Source organism: Vibrio cidicii (assembly GCF_009665415.1).
Taxonomy (GTDB): domain Bacteria; phylum Pseudomonadota; class Gammaproteobacteria; order Enterobacterales; family Vibrionaceae; genus Vibrio; species Vibrio cidicii.
Window position 1 is genome coordinate 1,129,110 of sequence record NZ_CP035922.1, and the last position, 18,347, is coordinate 1,147,456.

Sequence of the window (18,347 nt, forward strand, 5' to 3'; positions counted from 1 at the left end):
TGACCGTAGTAGGAATACATCTCGTTTACATACGTTCGACGGTAAATGCGGCCAATCGATCATATCGCGAAGACTTGGGGTAGAAAAAAACCGCCAGTCGGCGGTTTTTCAAACAAGAAGGTTGACGCTTACTCGTCAGCGGCGGATGGTGACTTTTTCTTCGGAATAAAGATGCTGTCGCCCACGGCCACGTTCTGATAGAAACTCTTATCGCGTTTGGCAGGCTTCTTCGCTGTCGATTTCGCTTGCGGTTTGGCTTTCTTTTGCACCACTGCTTTTTTACGGTAATCCGGTTTGCGTGGTTTCAGACCAGTAAACTTGCCTTTCAGATCGTCGAAGTGGCTAAAGGTAATGTCCTGCTGCAAAAACGCTTCAACACGCTTAAAGCTGTCCCAATCTTTTGGCCCGACAAGCGAAATTGCGTCGCCTTTGTTACCAGCACGTCCAGTACGGCCAATGCGATGCACGTACTCTTCGGTGTGTTTTGGCATATCGAAGTTAATCACATGAGTCACGTTGGCAATATCCAAACCACGCGAAGCAATGTCGGTTGTAACTAAGATCTTAAACACCGCACGCTCAAACTGGCTCATGATGGTGTTGCGCTGGGTTTGGATTAACCCACCACTCAGCGCCACCGCTTTGAGGTTTTGTTGGTTGAGTTTTTCCGTCAGGCGATCGGTGTCAGCACGCGTGGCGGTGAAAATGATCACCTGACGGTATTCGGCTTCGCTTAATACGCGATCCAGTAACGCTTCTTTATGATCCAGATGGTCACACAAGTAGAAACGCTGTGTGATGTCTTTGTGCTCTTCATTCGAAACACCGATGGAAATGCGCTTCGGTGAATCAAGCATTTCCGATGCAATATCATTTACTTCCGCATGATCTAACGTCGCCGAGAACATGAGCGTCTGACGACGACGATGCTTGGCCGCGTTATGAATACGGCGCAGCTCTGGGGCAAAACCGAGATCCAACATGCGATCGGCTTCATCCAGAACCAGAGTTTCTAGGCCGTCCAAGTAAAGTGAGCGGTGCTCAAGGTGGTCCGCCAGACGTCCGGGCGTGGCCACAATGAATTTCGGGTAACGGCTGAGCGCTTTCACCTGATCATTAAAGTTTTCCCCACCAACCACCAAGGTCGCATCGTAAGACAAGCCCGCCAGCATAGAGCGCAACTCGCCATACACCTGTTTGGCTAACTCACGGGTTGGCGCAAGAATGAGCGCTCGAGGATCTTTTGCAGATAATGCTTTGTTCTTTAAAGATTTGTGCAAAATCGGCAATACAAACGCAAGGGTTTTGCCTGAACCGGTTTTGGACGATGCCAGCAAGTCTTTTCCTGCGATCGCCACAGGAATGGCTTGCTGCTGAATTTTGGTCGCTTGCTTGAAATCAAAATGCTTTAAGGTTTTCAACAAACGATTATCTAGGCCTAAATCTTTAAATTGCAAAGGGTTCTCCACTTATTCGCACCAGTCCAGACAGGCAAATTTTACGCTGGAAATGGCTTTTAAAAAACGCGCAATGATACCGCAAACCACTTGATAAAGGATAGAGATCACAGAAAATTAATCCACCTTGATGGCGTAGTTTCAAACTCAACTTCCGCTGGTCACGATGCACAATGGGCCAAAAGTGAGTGTTTGGTCAAAAATTCAGGTATTTGCGCCTCTGCCACAGTTTAACTCACGCTTGTCACTTATACTGTTTACAATCATGGAGTCTTTTCGATTGATCTAAGCTTTATGATTGATCTAAGCAGTGACTAATTAAAAAGTAGAACAAGGAGTTTTTATGAACAAAATCCTAATCGCAGCTGCCGCAACGTCTGTCCTTTTACTGGCGGGGTGTGCATCTGGTCCGGATGCACAGACCAAAGCAGCCATGTCGCAAGTCGACCAACTGAAGAATCAAGTTGAGATGCTGAGCAAAGAAGTCGCAGCATTGAAGAGCAATCAAGCCGATGCAGAAATGCAGGCCCAAAACGCCTCAATGGCGGCAAAAGAAGCGTCAATGGCCGCGATGGCAGCACAGGAAGAAGCGGTGCGTGCTAACGAGCGTATTGACAATATCGCGCAATCTTATACCAAATAAGCTTCACTCAGCGCCGGACTTAACCAAAGTCTGGCGCTGCTACTTCGACTGGCACCCCGTTTTGCGATGTCAGTACCGCTCTGGCTTTGCTGTCATCCAAATTGAGCTCTCCCATCCACCAATCCAACTCGATAGGCACTGTCAGTTCATCTTGTACGCCGTTACTGCGTGTCAACGGTTCATGCGCTTCAAGATAGACAATGCGCCCCGGCTCCAAGCTGACTTTGACTGGCTGGTTGATAACCGTCACCTGCTCCCCTTTTTGCACTTGAGAAAACAGCCACTGGATGTCTTTTGGCTCCATTCGAATGCAACCAGCGCTCACACGCAAACCGATACCAAAATCTTTATTGGTACCGTGGATCAAATAATCACCACTGCCATAGGCAAGACGCAGCGCAAATTCTCCGAGCGGATTTTCCGGGCCTGAGGGAACGATGGGAGGAAGTTCAATGCCTTTCTCAAGATACTCTTTACGGATAGAAGCGGGCGGCGTCCACGTTGGGTTAGGCCGCTTTTCACTGATTTTGGTCACCATTTCTGGCGTGTCTCGGCCAACACGTCCAATCCCTACAGGGAACACGTGTACCTTGTTGATCTCAGGCTCAAAATAGTAAAGACGCAGCTCGGCCAGATTGATCACTATCCCTTTGTACTCCACAGGCGGCAGGATCATCTGCGTTGGCACGGAGAGCACGTAACCTTCTTGCGGCAAAAAAGGATCAACCCCTTTATTGGCGGCCATCAAAGCAAGAAAACCGACATCGTAGTGCTTGGCAATATTGGCCATGGTTTCACCACCTTCAACCACATGGTGCTGAATGCGGCCAATTAATCGGCTCCCTTCCCGCGGCAAATCAAATGTCGCCGCCCATAAACTGCTGCTGGCAAAAAGTGAGATAAAATAAGCCGATAATCGCGCCGTCTTGCCTTTCATCTAGTCGCTGTCCTTTGCTCTTTTGTACTCCGCTAAGGTTATCTCTCTTTCCCGCTTATGATCAACCATCGGCGCTGGGTAACTGAGCATGCTTTTCCCAGGCCAGTTCCACGGCTGATGAATGTATTTATCCGGTACGCTTGTCAGCTCAGGCACCCAGCGGCGAATGAAGCGGCCATCTGGGTCAAATTTTTCCCCCTGACTGGTCGGGTTGAAAATACGAAAATAGGGCTGACCGTCACACCCGGTGGATGCCGACCACTGCCAGCCACCATTGTTAGCTGCAAAATCACCGTCAATCAGATTCTGCATAAAATACTGCTCGCCATCGCGCCAGTTGAGGTGCAAATCTTTGGTAAGAAAACTCGCCACGATCATCCGCAGGCGATTGTGCATCCATCCCGTTTGGTTCAGTTGGCGCATCGCCGCATCGACTATCGGATACCCAGTTTGCCCTTGCTGCCACTGTGTAAGCCATGCCGACTTCCCCGGCCAACAGAGTTTGCTTTCCCATGCGACAAAGCCCGCCCCTTTAACCAATTTAGGTTCAAACCAAATTAGATGTTGATAAAACTCGCGCCAGATCAGCTCACTCAACCACGTTTCCCGCCCCGGAGATAAAAACGCTTGCTGCCAATGCAAACGCACGATGCATTGGCGTACCGACAACGCGCCTAACGCTAAATAGGGCGATAGCTGACTGGTGCCAGCCACAGCGGGAAAATCGCGCTGCTTGTCGTAGGTATCCACCGACGTTGAGCAAAAGTCCCTGAGGCGTTGCAAAATCGAAGCGCTGTCTGCTGGCCAAGCCTCGCTGGCTTTTCTTGGGAAAGAAAAGGGCGCGTCAGGCGTTAAAATTTGCTCAGCCAAGCTTTGCGGCAAGTGACAAGGCGCAACCGCAGAAGAGGTGGTAATCACGGGCAGCGTAAACTGGCTTAACCAAGCACGTTTAAACGGGGTAAAGACTTTGAAGTACTCACCTTGCTTGTTGCGCACTGAACCAGGTGGCATTAAACATTTGTCGTGAAAACTTTGTAGATGCATGCCGCTTTGCGTTAACTCAGCTTCCAGCCAATGGTCACGCGCCTGCTCATTCACTTCGTATTCGGCATTGATCGCCACACTGTCTGCACCGAGCTGCCTAGCCCAGCTTGCGACTTGCTCTGCGCTCTGTTGGTAAGTGTCCACTTCGGCGTAAAGCATAGGAATATTGAGCGCCGCGAGATCGCGCTGCAACTCAGGTAAGCGACGCCAAATCCAGTCGGCTTGGATAGGCGCCATATGTTGAGATTGCCACTGAGTGGGCGTGGCGACAAAACAGGCGACCACCTGCTGCGAGTTTTCTGTGGCATATTGCAAAGCGGGGTTATCGATCACGCGCAGATCGCGTCTAAACCAAACCAGTTTCATTGATTTTCCTGCTCAAAATGGAGTTTGCTCAACACTTCTGACAACGTCACAGCACTATGTTGCTGCTGTAGTTGGCGTATGATAGCTTGCTGCTTTTCCTGCAGCGCACGATTGGAAAACAGATGCACTCGCTGATATTTGGCTAGCACATCGGCTTGCAGCAAACCACTGACATCATCAACATGATCAATCAAAGTGATATGCCAGCCTTGATCGCTCAAACGCGCCGCTTCTATCCAGCCTGCCAATGAATCGCTGCTTTCATAACTGACAATTAGACACTTACCTTTACTCGCTGCTTTGTTCTCGGCATCTAAAACGGCGGCTAAACGGCGTACAAGGATTGAACGCAACAAGCCTTTTTGCAGTGAACGATTTGCGCTTTTCACCAACTCTACAGACTGTAATATCGGCGACAGAAACTGCTGACAAACCACATTAAAGGGGTACTCGCGCAGCACAGTGTTTAACAGGCTTTCCACTTTGCCAGCGCTGAGATCGGCTAGCGCCGAAAGCATGGCTTCGACTTCATCAAGCGCTTGACTCTCTAGGCCGCTAATATCCGCCGCTTGGCCCAACAAGGCCTGCACTTTACCAATCGCCACCCCTTTGGCCAGCCAGCCTTGGATCTCGCGGATCATCGCCAAGTTTTCTTCGTTGTACAGCCGATGACCTTTTTCCGTTCTTTGCGGCTGAACGAGATTATAGCGACGCTGCCAAGCTCTGAGTGTCACAGGCTTCACGCCCGTCATTTCTGCCACTTCGCGGATAGCGTAGAGTTTCTCTTCTGTTTGTTTATAAACCATAACGTAACTTCAATTCTTGAGGATGAGGGGCTAAAAACTTCTGACTGTGCAGATAATCATCGGGATAAGTGTTGAGATAATGTTTTATCAGCGTCAGTGGCGCTAGCAAAGGCAGCATGCCTTGACGATACTCGTCTATCGTTCGCGCCAATTCCGCTTTCTGCTCTTTATTGAGCACTTTCTTAAAATAGCCCTGCAAGTGCATCAACACATTGGTATTGTTTTTGCGACTAGCACGATGGGTCAATGCACGCATCAAACCCTCGCGATATAAGGGAATAAAGGCTTCCAAGTCATACTCAGCAATCGCGGCGACCAAACGACCAAGCTCACGATAAGATTGCGGATGATGGGCCATCAAGGTCAGTTTATAGCGTGAGTGGAAATCGACAATGCTCTTGCGTGTGCGCACGCGGCCAATATTCTGATTGAAATCATGTAAGCAATAAACGCGGGTGATAAAGTTTTCACGCAATACCGGGTCATGCAGTCGGCCATCTTCTTCTACCGGCAACCACGGCATTTTGCGCATCAAAGTCTGCGTATATAAGCCGACTCCCTCTTTCTCCGCGCCATGCTGTTTGTACACCTTGACCTTTTCCATACCACAGGTTGGCGATTTGGCGCAGACAATATAACCACTCAACTCTTGATCCATCAATTGCGATACTTTCTGTTCGGCGTAGGCCAACATCGCATGCGAGTAATCCTTGTCAGGATTTTTGGTTTCCACTAAAGCAATGCGCTCGGCGTCCGAGACCAAACGAATTGTCGGGCGTGGCACAGGCATGCCCATCCCCACTTCCGGACAAACAGAAACGAAATCCATATAAGCACCAAGATCCTGAACAACAAATCGGCTCAGTTTGTGTCCAGCGTCAAATCTGACTTTATCGCCAAGCACACAGGCGCTGACGCCAACTTTGATACCTGTCTTTTCCATCACACCACACCTTATACAAAAAAATCTCCTGTATAGATATAGCAAAAAAATCATGAGTTATACAAGATTTGTTTTTGTATACATCCAGCTTTTCGCAAACAGAATAGGTTACTTTATGATTAACAAGGTTAATACCTTGTGAGCTTAGACAGCCAATTACATCAATATCATTAACAGCAAGCCAAGTTCACTACTGGTTTGCCTAAGACAAATCGATTGCCTTTTTGCTTTCAACACATTTAGTTATCAATAGAGGCACGGAGATATAAATCAAAGCAATCTGTGAGCCCTGTCTCATGGAATATCCATTTATCTAGCTAGTATTGCCTCAACGAACAGAAACAGTTTCAACAGAATTGGTAATTAGAATTCATTTTGATGACAATTACCTCAATAGAAATATTGGAGAAGACTATGGCAACCCCACATATTAACGCACAACCTGGTGATTTCGCTGAAACCGTCCTGATGCCGGGTGATCCACTTCGCGCTAAATACATCGCAGAAACCTTTTTGGAAGATGTAAAACAAGTTTGTGACGTTCGTAACATGTTTGGCTTTACTGGTACTTACAAGGGCAAAAAAGTCTCTGTGATGGGCCACGGTATGGGTATCCCATCCGCGTGTATCTATGTACACGAGCTGATCGCTGAATATGGCGTTAAGAATGTTATCCGTGTCGGTAGCTGTGGTGCGGTACGTGACGACGTAAACCTAATGGACGTGGTTATCGGTATGGGCGCATCAACTGACTCTAAAGTGAACCGTATCCGTTTTAACGACCACGACTTTGCTGCTCTAGCAGACTACGGCCTACTTGAAGAAGCGGTGAAGCAAGCACGTGCGCAAAATGTACCTGTTAAAGTGGGTAACGTGTTCTCTGCCGACCTGTTCTACACCCCGGAAGCTGATATCTTTGAAAAGATGGAAAAACTGGGCATTCTAGGTGTGGATATGGAAGCGGCGGGCATCTACGGCGTAGCCGCAGATCTCAAAGCCAAAGCGCTGACTATTCTGACCGTTTCTGACCACATCATCCGTGGTGAAAAACTGAGCTCAGAAGATCGTCAGAAGTCATTCAATGACATGATGAAAGTGGCTCTTGAAACAGCAATCAATCTCTAAACTTTTGGCCGGGTTCGCTCGGCCATCCGAATAATCCCGAGGGGGTGATCGTGTCTAACGGCCAACTGCCAAAAGACGCAGATGGGTTACAACTCAACTTTTGTAAAACATTGGCGTGTGACAACTTTGGTCTGAGCGATGCAAAACGATACGTTTTGCAACATGCGAACCCTAAGCGTCCAGCGATGGTCTGCCGTGAATGTGGAGCTTTCCCCCCCTTACTTAACAACCGTGAAGTGCTGAACGAGCTGCATCGCTTGCGTCAGCTTCACAGCGACGGCCTGCCTGCTTGCCGCAACGACGATTGCGCCAACTTTGGCCTATCCGTTCATACTCACAAACATCTCTACCATGCATTTGGCTACAGTGGCGATCGACAAAGATATCGCTGCAAAAGTTGTCAATCGACCTTTGTCGATAAATGGTCTGGGGCAAATAAAAAGCTGCAATTCCAAGAAAACTTGATGGGCCTGTTGTTTACGGGTTACTCAGTGCGAGAGATCTGCCGCAAGCTTCACATCAATCCCAAAACGTTTTACGATCATGTCGACCACATTGCCAGCCGTTGCCGCCGCAAATTGGCCACCATTGATGCGCGCTGGGTCAACCATGCACAAAGTTATCATCTTGCTTCCCATTACGTTTCGCTACAGCCGAACAGTGATAACGGCGTGTACTGGATCGCCTCTGGTGAAGCCCAGTCCGGCTACATTCTCTGCCAGCACGTCAACTACTCGGCCAATGAACAACCTTTAGGCTCGGTGGATCATAACCCTTACGAGCCGATTTCTCGTTTTGTTGCCCCTGAATACGTTGCCGAAGCCAAAGAAGCGACTGGCGCACCGTCAAACTATTTGCGCGAGCGAATTGATCAGAAATATCAAACCATTCTGGCACGCGGAAACGTAGAAGACCCGATGGGTAACATGACGGTGTTTAACTATCCGTCAAAAGGTGCGGTGGTTCGTCCGCCTTACACCTCTTACGCTCACTACCTTCATGTGTTGGATATGTGCAACGACGCTTGTCGTGTCTCTATTTACATGCCACAAGATCCATTGCTGCGATCTGCGGCACTGAGTGTTTGCCTCTCACGGATCAAGAGCCAGAATGTTGACCTGATGTATGTTGAAGAAGATGCGGACTGGAAAATGGATCAGCCTTTTGAACGAGTCGACATTGTCTATATGAGCTGGTGGCGTGATCGCTGGGCGATTGCCAATCAAGGCGACGTACAAAAAGGCATCTGTTATCTTGCCGGCAATAATAACCATCCCGAACAATGGTTTAATACCGCCACTACGCGCAACATCGCATTCTTCCAGCGTCGCTTCCAAGTTCTATTTGAAAGCTTTATCAACGAGCCAAGACGTAAACTCCGCCCCGGAGGCATTTTGTCGCTGCTGGACATATTCAGAGCGTGGCACAATTTATGCTATCAAGACAAACAAGGGCAAACCGCGGCACAGCGGCTCGGAGTGACCGAAAAGCCACTGACACTCAAGCAGCTTTTGTCCTAATGCAGCACTGTAGAAGGTTCAACCTGAGTTAAGAATGTGAAATAACGCCCATTATTCATAACCCAGCGGCAGCGAGCGGAACAAATAAGCCCGGATATAGTGCTAATTTTTGACACGTCAATATAATGAAAGTGTTAGACGCCCTCTTTACTGTCACGGATGTACACTTTGGATAAAAGCCAATTTCAGTTAGATACAGAACTCAGACAGCTCAAGGCTCGCATCAATCAAGAGCCAGAAGCGGTATTCAAAGTCGCTGAACAGTGCTACGTCCGTGCGGAACAGATTCTCTACCCTGAAGGTGAAATTCGCGCACTGCTGATCCTCTCGCAGTGCTGTTGGAACTTGATGGACTACCGCCGTGGGCTGAAATTTGTTAAAGACGCTTACAGCAAACAAAACCGCTTAGATAACGACGATCATCTTCCAGAAATTCTCCACCTTCACGCCCTGCAATACTGGGGACAAGCCAAGTATTACTCCGCCCAGCAGTATTGGATAAACACCCTCGAGCAATCCGCACTGGTTGATGAGGTGGAGATCCAAATTGAGGCTTTGATTGGCCTTGGCAATGTTTGGCGCATTACGACAGACTACAAACTGGCCGCCGCCACTCATGAACTCGCGGTAAAAGTCGCCAATAATGCACGCATTGATTGGCTGGAAGGCAAAGCACGTATTTTGCTGGCTTGGGATTACTATCTACTCAACAATTACGTAGAAATGTTAACTGTGCTGGATGGTGCGGCCGAAGTGCTGAAGGATTACCATGACAAAACGTGGCAAGCCGAAATCTGGGATTTTCGTGGATTGGCCTTACTTGGGTTAGAACGGCTTGATGCCGCCGATGAGGCAACGCAAAAAGCGCATGAACTCGCTGTTGAGCACGACCTTACCTGGATGAAAGCCCACTCTTACATCAGCCGAGCTCGCTTAGAACTACTGCGTAAAAATACCCTCAACGCAGCGAAACTGCTCGCTCAAGCAGAAGCGTCCGCCGTTCGTTTTGATAATGGCGAACTACTCAGCCAAATTTGTTTTCAGCAGTCTAAAGTCGCCGAAGAACAAGGCAATTATGAGTTGGCGTATCAAGCGTTTCAGAAATATCGCCGCCACTCACTGCAAATGCTCCGAGAACAAACCAGCCGCGTCAGCATGGACAAAGCTCGTGGCTCAAAAAGACAACTGGAGCAGCGTGCACGCAAACTGATCAACCGCATACGCGCGCAGCACGAATATGATCCGGAAAAACAATTTTCCAATGTTGTGTCTGAGACATATTGGTGGGAACAACTGGTCCTGTTTAAAACCGAACTGAAAAAGGGCAACCATGCCGTTATCGTGATACGCCACAGTGATGCGGCTTACCTAGACGTTTGTACTGAACTGGCGCACAGCCTCTCCACCACCAAAGATCTGATTTCTCGTTTGAGCGCCGATCGTGTGGCGATGCTCATCAGCGAAAAGGAACAAGCGGCCGAAGAACTGTTCGCCATATTCTCCAGTATCCTGAGTATCTACCCTTGGAAGCGTAAAGGATTAAACGGCGCCCTACCCGAAATCACGCTGCACGATATTCTCACTTTTCCGTTTACACTTGAGCAGTTGGAAGAGAGCCAAAGAAAAAAAACAAAGGTAAAGAAGCATGGAAAAGCTGCTGAATAAAGTCACCGATGCAGGTTTTGATCCCGCCTCCGTGGCCGGAGAAGAAGCCATTATTCTTTGGAATCATGTTCGCCAGCATGTTGCTTCCACCCGCAAAGAGCGCGCGCACTGCTACATTATTAGTGCAGAGTACCGTTATGAATTAAAGCAGTTACAACTGAGCATTGACGAGTTACGCCAAGCGCTGCAATTACTTGAATTACCTGACGATGCCGAAGATATTCTCACGGTTAAAGCCAGCCTGAGTGAACGATTGGTCGACAGTGGTGACTATACCGCCGCACTCAATGAATACATCTCTTCCTCTAATATTGCCGTTGAACACGGGTTTATCGATGAATATGTAACCTCGATTGTCGGCATGGGTAACCTTTGCGATGCGTTTGGCGATCACAACCGCGCGCTGCGTTACTATCAAAAAATTGACGGCATTGACCACTCCATCAGCAGCCGTTCACTACGGCTACGTTATAAACTCTACCTACTCTCCTGCTACATCCATTTGGGCCGTGTCAATGTGGCCAAGGATCTCTTAAAGGAGTGTGAAGAGCTGAGTATTCTGGTCAGCGATAAAATTCTTTCTGGGCAAGTTCTGCTTTACCAAGCCAAGTTGCACCGATTGCAAAACCAACACATGCAAGCCTTGCTGGCCCTGTCAAAAACGCAGTACTCTTCGAGCAGCCTACACTCGAACTGGTTGTCGATCATGAACCGTATCGAGCTCGCTTACTCTCTGTGTGCGATTGGCAAACAAGAGCTCGCCAATATGCTGCTGGTCAGTGCAGCCAAGAACATTGAGCTAAAGGCCTCTCCCATCGTTGCAAAACAGTTTTACGATGCAATGAGTAAGGTATTAGCCGCGCAAGGTCGATTTAAGGACGCGTTGGCATGTGAGAAAAAAGGCTTCCGTATTGAGTCGGATCTGATGAAGCACATCCCGATCAGTGAACTGGGGGCAAGCCAGCTGCGCCGCATCTCCCGTTTTGATCTGCAACTGAAGTTGATCCTCTCGGAGATTGAAAACAAGGAACTCAAAGAGACCACACAGCAACACAAAAACACCATGGCGCAGTTGCAACAGGATGTGTTCACCGATCCGCTCACCGCGCTGCACAACCGACGTTGGCTGGACGTCAAACTCAAAGATCTGCTGCTGCATGAAACACCGTTTGCGCTGATGGTGATCGATATCGACCACTTCAAATCGATCAACGATGAGCTAAGCCATTTAGTCGGCGACAAGGCGATCGTCAGCGTTTCACATGAGCTTGCCGCTTACTTTAAGTTTCGCGGTGCCTCGTGTGTGCGTTTTGGCGGAGAAGAGTTTTTAGTGATCTTAGAAAATACCGATCTCGCTAAAGCCGAGCTGCACGCTGAAAATTACCGCGAACGCATTTTCCAGTTTGGCTGGACAGAGATTTTAGGTGAACGCGGTTTGACCGTTTCAATCGGCATCACCATGCATCGCGACGGTGAAAATACCCAACGCACCTTCTATCGCGCCGATAAAGCGCTCTACCGCGCCAAAGCCAACGGACGCAATCAGGTGTGCACCGAAGAATAGCGCAGCGTGGGGGTACCCGCGCTGCTCTTTTCTTTCTAAAGCATTCCCATTCACTTCATCCCATCACACTCCATTCCCTCACCTCATATAATTCTGTATACTGCGCGCCTTATTTTTATGTGTGCGGAAAAAGCAAGCGTGTCATAAGGATATGCAGAAAACATCACAACTTTTCTGATGATTAATCGCACCGACCATAAGCGACTTGGTTGCTTTGTCTATTTCATAGACAATCAGGCGGCTCATCGCAAACAATGATGTGTTCTTTCGACAATTGAACAGAGGTTAACTATGAATCTTTCAGCTAAAACCGTAGTGGTGATTGCAATCGGTGCGGCGCTTTACGGCATTGGTGGCTTGCCCATGTTTGGCATTCCGGTTTTTGCCAATACCACACTCAAGCCGGCGATGGCGGTACTCGCGCTGTTTTCTGTTCTCTTTGGCCCTCTGGTCGGCTTTTTGGTGGGCTTTATTGGTCACTGGGTAACGGACCTGTTCGCCGGTTGGGGCGTGTGGCTGACTTGGGTTCTCGGCTCTGGTTTGGTTGGTTTAATTATCGGCTTCTTCCCATATCTAACTCGCAATCGCTTGGAAAAAGGCGAGTTTAGTATGAAAGACTTTGCCCTGTTTGTGCTGCTCGCGCTACTTGGTAACGTGTTTGGTTATGGCTGTTCTGCGTTCCTCGATACCCTGTTATATGCCGAACCTTTCACAAAAGTGTTTACCCAACTGACGATTATTGCCTCTGGTAACACCGTACTGATCGCCGTTGTGGGCTATTTTATTCTTAAATCGGTCGCGAAACGCAATAAACAGAGCCGCAACTTAACTGAGGCTTAATCGCGCATGACCATCGAATTTTCTAACTTCTCTTTTCGATATGAGTCGCTGGACAAACCGACGCTAAAAAATATCAATCTAAGGATAGAGAAAGGAGAGAAAATCGTCATCATTGGCCCAAGCGGTAGCGGTAAATCGACGCTTGGCCAATGCCTCAACGGGCTGATTCCGCACGCGGTTAAAGGAGAAATCTCTGGCAAGCTGCGTATCAATGGGCAAAATACTGACACTTTTGACATGCACCAATTCACCGAACAAGTGGGCACGGTTTTGCAAGATACCGACAGCCAGTTTGTCGGGTTGAGCATTGGTGAAGATATTGCGTTCGCGCTGGAAAACCAACTGACTAGCAATATTGAGATGTACCCGCTGGTCAAAGCCACTGCGCGTATGGTTGATCTGGAGATGATGCTGGAGCGCTCGCCGCACGATCTCTCCGGTGGGCAAAAGCAGCGTGTCTCACTGGCGGGCATTTTAGTCGACCATGTCGATATTTTGCTGTTTGATGAACCGCTAGCCGCACTTGACCCGAAAACGGGCAAGAAGACCATTGAAATCATTGATGATCTGCACACACAAAGTGGTAAAACCGTGGTAATTATTGAACACCGTTTGGAAGATGTCCTGCATCGGCCAGTGGATCGCATCATCTTGATGGATAACGGCGAAATAATTGCTGACACCACACCTGACAAGCTACTTGCTTCTTCTTTGCTGGCGCAGTACGGAATTCGTGAGCCGCTCTACCTTTCGGCTTTAAAAGCGGCTGGCTGCCAGCTTACTGAACATCATCATCCATCGAAGCTGTCGCACATCCCTGTCGAACCTTTTGCCGAGCCGCTTCGCGCTTGGTTTGATGCCGCCGAGCCTGTTTCTGTGCGTTCACTATCGGCGCCTCTTTTGCAAGTGCGTGATTTGACCTATTCCTATGATGGTGAGAAAAATGCGCTTGAGAACGTCAGTTTCGATATTCAACGTGGCGAGTTTGTCTCCGTGCTGGGTAAAAACGGCTCAGGAAAATCCACCATCACCAAACTGCTGATGGGGGTACTGACGCCAGATGCAGGTTCAATGCACTTACATGGCGACGATCTCAGTCAATTGTCGATTTTTGAGCGCAGCCAAAGAATCGGCGTAGTGATGCAAAACCCCAATCATATGATCTCCCATCACATGATTTTCGATGAAGTCGCTTTTGGCCTGCGTAATCGTGGCCTCGACGAAACTCAGATCGAGAGCAAAGTGCTTGACGTTCTGGCCCTGTGTGGGCTGAGCAAGTATCGGCATTGGCCAATTGAAGCGTTGAGTTACGGACAGAAAAAACGCGTCACCATCGCCTCAATTCTCGCTTTAGAGCCGCAACTGTTGATCCTTGATGAACCGACCGCGGGTCAGGATTATCGCAATTACACCGCGATGTTGCGCTTTATCGAAAAACTCAACCGCGAGCTTGGCATAACGGTAGTGATCATCTCGCACGATCTACACCTAGTGCTTGAATACACCACACGTTCGCTGGTCATTGCCGACAGCAAATTGATCGCCGATGCACCGATGACCCATGTTTTGAGTTCGCCCGCTTTGCTCGATAGCGCCAACCTCACGGTCACCAGCTTGTACCCATTGGCGGAAAAGTTTGCCATTGCCGACCGTGATGGGTTGATGCGCCACTTTATCGCCAGCGAGAAAGTCCATCGCGAGAAAGTCCACGAAAGTGAAACCTCGTCAAACAAGCGCTGTCACGAGAAGCAGGCATGAAAGAGACCAAAATGAAGTTTGGTATCAACTACATTGATACCCAATCGCCTTTGCACCAACTGAACGGCATCACAAAATTCGCCCTCTTCATCGCGTGGATCACGGTAGTACTCACTACCTTTGACTTACGGATGATTGGCTTGTTGATCATCGCGGGTCTTGGGCTGCTCAAACTCACCCGAGTGCCATTTCGCGTTTATAAACCGTTACTGCTCGGTACTGCGAGCGTACTTCTGCTCAACGCGCTGTTTATGTTTGCCTTAGCCCCGCAGCAAGGTAGCGAATACATCGGCACTGCGCATGTGCTGCTCTCGCTGCCCGGTGACTACTCGCTCACCCAAGAGACGCTGTTTTACTTAGTCACCGTGACACTGAAATATTTCAGCATGTTCCCGATTGCGTTGGTGTTTGTCTTCACAACCCATCCGACGGAGTTTGCCGCGAGCCTTAACCGCCTCGGTGTGCCGTACAAAATCGCCTACGCGGTCAGTTTAACGTTGCGTTATCTGCCGGAAGTGAAGAAAGATTTCGTCAATATCATGCACGCCCAGCAAGCTCGCGGAGTCGAACTCAGCAAGAAAGCACCGCTGTTCACGCGTTTGAAAAACGTCGCCAAAATTCTTGGTCCGCTCATTTTTTCCAGCTTGGAACGCGCGGATCAAATTTCCAACGCGATGACACTACGCGGCTTTGGTCGGCATAATTCGCGTACTTGGTACAGTTTGAAACCGCTCAAACAAGTGGATTATCTTTGTCTCACCGCGATTGTCGTGATCGTCGCGGCAGCGATTGGTAAGCGCTTACTCGACACGGCTCTATTCTGGTATCCGTGGTCGTAAAAACAGCGAGGCCCAGCATACTGCAGGGCCTCGCAATTTAGCATAGTGATTACACTGCGGTGGTCGCAATCACCTCACTTGGCTGGGCTTTTTCAAGTTTAATCGCAATAAACTTGGAGGTCGGGGTAAATGTGCGTTCACCGTAACTCTCCAGCGGAACCAAAGGGTTAGTCTCAGGGTAATAGGCCGCAGCTTGTCCCGCGGGCATATCATACGCCACCAGCTCAAAGCCGCTCACACGGCGTTCCACGCCATCTTCCCACAAGCTCACCAAGTCTACTTTGTCACCCGCTTGATAACCCAACCGGCGAATTTCCTCTTGGTTGACAAACACCACATCACGTCGGCCAAACACGCCACGATAACGGTCGTTCAGACCATACAGCGTGGTGTTGTATTGATCGTGCGAGCGCAGCGTTTGCAAAATCAGATCCGGCTTATCACCACGAGACGTGACATGCTCATTCACCAGTTGTGCTGGCAAAGCCGAAGAAGAAAACTGCGCTTTGCCACTGGCGGTGTTCCACTCACGCCGCGCCGCCGCATTGCCCAGATAGAAACCACCGGGGTGCTGCACGCGTTGGTTAAAATCTTTAAAACCGGGAATGGTCTGTTCAATCAAATCACGAATGCGGCTGTAATCAGCAATGGCCCAATCCCAGTCAATCGGGAAGTTGCCCAGCGTCGCTTTGGCAATCCCGGCCAAAATGGCGGGTTCAGAGCGCAAATGTGGCGAGCGCGGCTTCAGTTGACCATACGAGAGGTGCACCATACTAAAGGTATCTTCCACCGTCACACCTTGAGGGCCATGGGCTTGCACGTCGATTTCAGTGCGACCCAAGCACGGCAGGATCAAGGCATCACGCCCGGTCACCAAGTGAGAGCGGTTGAGCTTGGTGGCGATGTGTACCGTTAGCTCGCAGTTGCGCATGGCTTGGTGAGTACGAGGCGTATCCGGTGTTGCTTGGGCGAAATTGCCACCAAGACCGATAAAGACTTTAGCGCGTTTTTCTTCCATCGCCTGAATCGCCTGTACGGCGTTGTGGCCATGTGAGCGAGGTACCTTAAACTGAAAACGTTTCTCCAGTGCATCAAGCAAAAACGCAGGCGGTTTCTCATTGATACCCATGGTGCGATCGCCCTGCACATTACTGTGACCACGCACTGGCGATAAACCAGCGCCCGGTTTGCCCACGTTGCCGCGCAGCAATTGCAGATTCACCACTTCCTGAATGGTCACTACCGAGTGGCGATGCTGCGTCAGCCCCATCGCCCAGCACATGATGACGCGATCGGCGTGACGATAGATGTGCGCCAGCGACTCAATCTCATCAAGTTGCAAACCTGATTGCTCAACAATTTGCTGCCAAGATGTTTGCTCAACAGCGGCTAAATAGGCGTCTAATCCGTTGGTGTGCTGACGAATGAACTCGTGGTCAAACACAGGTTCCCCGCCCTGCGCATACGCTTCACGTTCCCATTGCAATAGAAACTTCGCCATGCCGCGAAACACCGCCATATCGCCGCCCAGAGCCGGATGGTAGTAAGCGCTGCTGGTCGGTTTTGAGCCGTTGCGTAGCATTTCAATCGGCAATTGTGGGTTTTGAAAACGCTCCAAACCACGCTCTTTGAGAGGGTTGAGACAGACAACCTGTGCGCCGCGTTTTACCGCCGCGCGCAGCGGTTCTAACATCCGCGGATGGTTAGTACCGGGGTTTTGCCCGATAATAAAAATCGCATCAGCGTGTTCTAAATCTTTAAACACCACAGTGCCTTTACCCACCCCGATGGTTTCAAACAACCCTATCGCGCTGGCTTCGTGGCACATATTGGAACAGTCGGGAAAATTATTGGTGCCAAAGGCACGCACAAACAGCTGATAGAGATAGGCCGCCTCGTTGCTGGCTCGCCCCGAGGTGTAAAATTCCGCTTCATCAGGCGATTGCAGCGCGTTGAGATGCTTGGCGACTAAATCAAACGCTTCTTGCCAAGAGATAGCGACATAGTGATCGCTACTCGCATCGTAGCGCATCGGATGGCTCAAACGACCTTGGTATTCCAACCAGTAGTCAGTTTGCTTTGCCAACTCACTGACACTGTGCTGGGCAAAAAACTCCGGATCGACTAAGCGGCTGGTGGCTTCCCAGTTAACGGCTTTGGCGCCGTTTTCGCAAAAATTGACCATGCCGTTTTCTGGTGATTCTCCCCAAGCGCATCCCGGGCAGTCAAAGCCGCCATTTTGGTTAGTCTTGAGCATCGCACGTAAGTTTCGAAAGGCATTGTCGCTGCCTAACCAGCTTTTCGTGACCGCTTTGAGCGCTCCCCAGCCACCCGCAGGGCCAGAATATTGTTCAATCTGTTCTTTTTGCTTCATGACGACACTCCTCGTTCGGAATGACAATGAACTCTGATTTACCACTCGGATTTATTAATGAGCGATAGAAAATAGCGATCCTAGCGTCAAGCACTTTGATTTCGGTGAAATAACGTTGAGGAGGTAAAGTTCACTGACTGATTATTCAATGCCACAAATTATTTGGGCGATTTTTATTTTAGATAGAGGTTAATCCCTATTTCTACGTTAGTCAAATTGATTGATTTAATTTTAATTGATAGGAACTATCAGGATAATTAAATACAAAGTTTGCATTTTCATCACTTGTCTCGCTATTGCTCTCTTAAAAACAAAGCGTTGATGGCCATGGTTGCCAGGCAAGTCCACATTTCAATCTTGATAGAGCCCACCTATCAATTGATAAAAACAATCAATTTGATCTGGGTCATTTTCAACTTTATTCTTGACCACAATCAAAGAAAGTGAAAATCAGCACGAAGTAAAA

The 18,347-nt window shown here is 49.1% G+C and carries 13 protein-coding genes and 2 pseudogenes; 9 read left to right on the forward strand and 6 right to left on the reverse strand.

All coding sequences use genetic code 11. The annotated features are described in order from the left end of the window. Positions 1–128 precede the first annotated feature (128 nt). Complete coding sequence (locus EWA64_RS20570; protein ID WP_061894389.1) at positions 129–1,469, reverse strand: DEAD/DEAH box helicase; 1,341 nt, start codon at positions 1,467–1,469, stop codon at positions 129–131. A 331-nt stretch (positions 1,470–1,800) separates the two neighbouring features. Here EWA64_RS20570 and EWA64_RS20575 point away from each other — a divergent pair, with 331 nt between their 5' ends. After that, positions 1,801–2,100 carry an Lpp/OprI family alanine-zipper lipoprotein gene (locus EWA64_RS20575; RefSeq protein ID WP_061894388.1) on the forward strand — a complete coding sequence of 100 codons (300 nt, stop codon included), beginning with the start codon at positions 1,801–1,803 and terminating at the stop codon, positions 2,098–2,100. A 19-nt stretch (positions 2,101–2,119) separates the two neighbouring features. Here EWA64_RS20575 and EWA64_RS20580 read toward each other — a convergent pair whose 3' ends face one another. Genes EWA64_RS20580 through EWA64_RS20595 form a run of 4 tightly spaced genes read right to left on the reverse strand, consistent with a single transcriptional unit; the run spans position 2,120 to position 6,196 of the window. Continuing rightward, entirely contained in the window at positions 2,120–3,037 is a 918-nt protein-coding gene (locus EWA64_RS20580) for a L,D-transpeptidase family protein (RefSeq protein ID WP_061894387.1), read from the reverse strand. After that, complete coding sequence (phrB, locus tag EWA64_RS20585; RefSeq protein ID WP_061894386.1) at positions 3,038–4,447, reverse strand: deoxyribodipyrimidine photo-lyase; 1,410 nt, start codon at positions 4,445–4,447, stop codon at positions 3,038–3,040. Then, positions 4,444–5,253, reverse strand: a complete 810-nt coding sequence (locus EWA64_RS20590) for a MerR family transcriptional regulator (RefSeq protein ID WP_061894385.1) — start codon at positions 5,251–5,253, stop codon at positions 4,444–4,446. Before EWA64_RS20590 ends, phrB begins: the two co-directional genes overlap by 4 nt. Further along, on the reverse strand, positions 5,243–6,196 hold the full coding sequence (locus EWA64_RS20595; protein WP_061894384.1) for a YbgA family protein: 954 nt from the start codon (positions 6,194–6,196) through the stop codon (positions 5,243–5,245). The genes EWA64_RS20590 and EWA64_RS20595 overlap by 11 nt, the downstream gene beginning before the upstream one ends. Positions 6,197–6,610: 414 nt before the next feature. On the opposite strand from EWA64_RS20595, the gene deoD reads away from it, so the two are divergent. The 8 genes and pseudogenes from deoD to EWA64_RS20630 all read left to right on the forward strand — a co-directional run bounded on the left by deoD (position 6,611) and on the right by EWA64_RS20630 (position 15,507). Continuing rightward, positions 6,611–7,321 (forward strand): purine-nucleoside phosphorylase, encoded by a 711-nt coding sequence (gene deoD, locus EWA64_RS20600; RefSeq protein ID WP_011082389.1) that lies wholly within the window; start codon positions 6,611–6,613, stop codon positions 7,319–7,321. 50 nt (positions 7,322–7,371) lie between these two features. Next, complete coding sequence (locus EWA64_RS20605) at positions 7,372–8,841, forward strand: hypothetical protein (protein WP_061894383.1); 1,470 nt, start codon at positions 7,372–7,374, stop codon at positions 8,839–8,841. A gap of 168 nt (positions 8,842–9,009) precedes the next feature. Further along, positions 9,010–10,506, forward strand: a complete 1,497-nt coding sequence (locus EWA64_RS20610) for a tetratricopeptide repeat protein (RefSeq protein WP_061894663.1) — start codon at positions 9,010–9,012, stop codon at positions 10,504–10,506. Then, on the forward strand, positions 10,487–12,070 hold the full coding sequence (locus EWA64_RS20615) for a GGDEF domain-containing protein (protein ID WP_061894382.1): 1,584 nt from the start codon (positions 10,487–10,489) through the stop codon (positions 12,068–12,070). The genes EWA64_RS20610 and EWA64_RS20615 overlap by 20 nt, the downstream gene beginning before the upstream one ends. 291 nt (positions 12,071–12,361) lie before the next feature. After that, positions 12,362–12,910: an ECF-type riboflavin transporter substrate-binding protein gene (locus EWA64_RS20620; RefSeq protein ID WP_061894381.1), complete on the forward strand. Its 549-nt coding sequence runs from the start codon at positions 12,362–12,364 to the stop codon at positions 12,908–12,910. A gap of 6 nt (positions 12,911–12,916) precedes the next feature. Then, a pseudogene (locus tag EWA64_RS21270) lies at positions 12,917–13,774 on the forward strand (ATP-binding cassette domain-containing protein); the annotation flags it as partial. A gap of 33 nt (positions 13,775–13,807) precedes the next feature. Next, positions 13,808–14,668, forward strand: a pseudogene (locus EWA64_RS21275) (energy-coupling factor ABC transporter ATP-binding protein); the annotation flags it as partial. Next, positions 14,665–15,507, forward strand: a complete 843-nt coding sequence (locus tag EWA64_RS20630) for an energy-coupling factor transporter transmembrane component T family protein (RefSeq protein ID WP_039463463.1) — start codon at positions 14,665–14,667, stop codon at positions 15,505–15,507. The pseudogene EWA64_RS21275 and the gene EWA64_RS20630, both read left to right, overlap by 4 nt. A 49-nt stretch (positions 15,508–15,556) precedes the next feature. Here EWA64_RS20630 and EWA64_RS20635 read toward each other — a convergent pair whose 3' ends face one another. Continuing rightward, positions 15,557–17,881, reverse strand: coding sequence for an FdhF/YdeP family oxidoreductase (locus EWA64_RS20635; protein WP_061894379.1), 2,325 nt, complete (start codon positions 17,879–17,881; stop codon positions 15,557–15,559). Between the last annotated feature and the right edge of the window lie 466 nt (positions 17,882–18,347).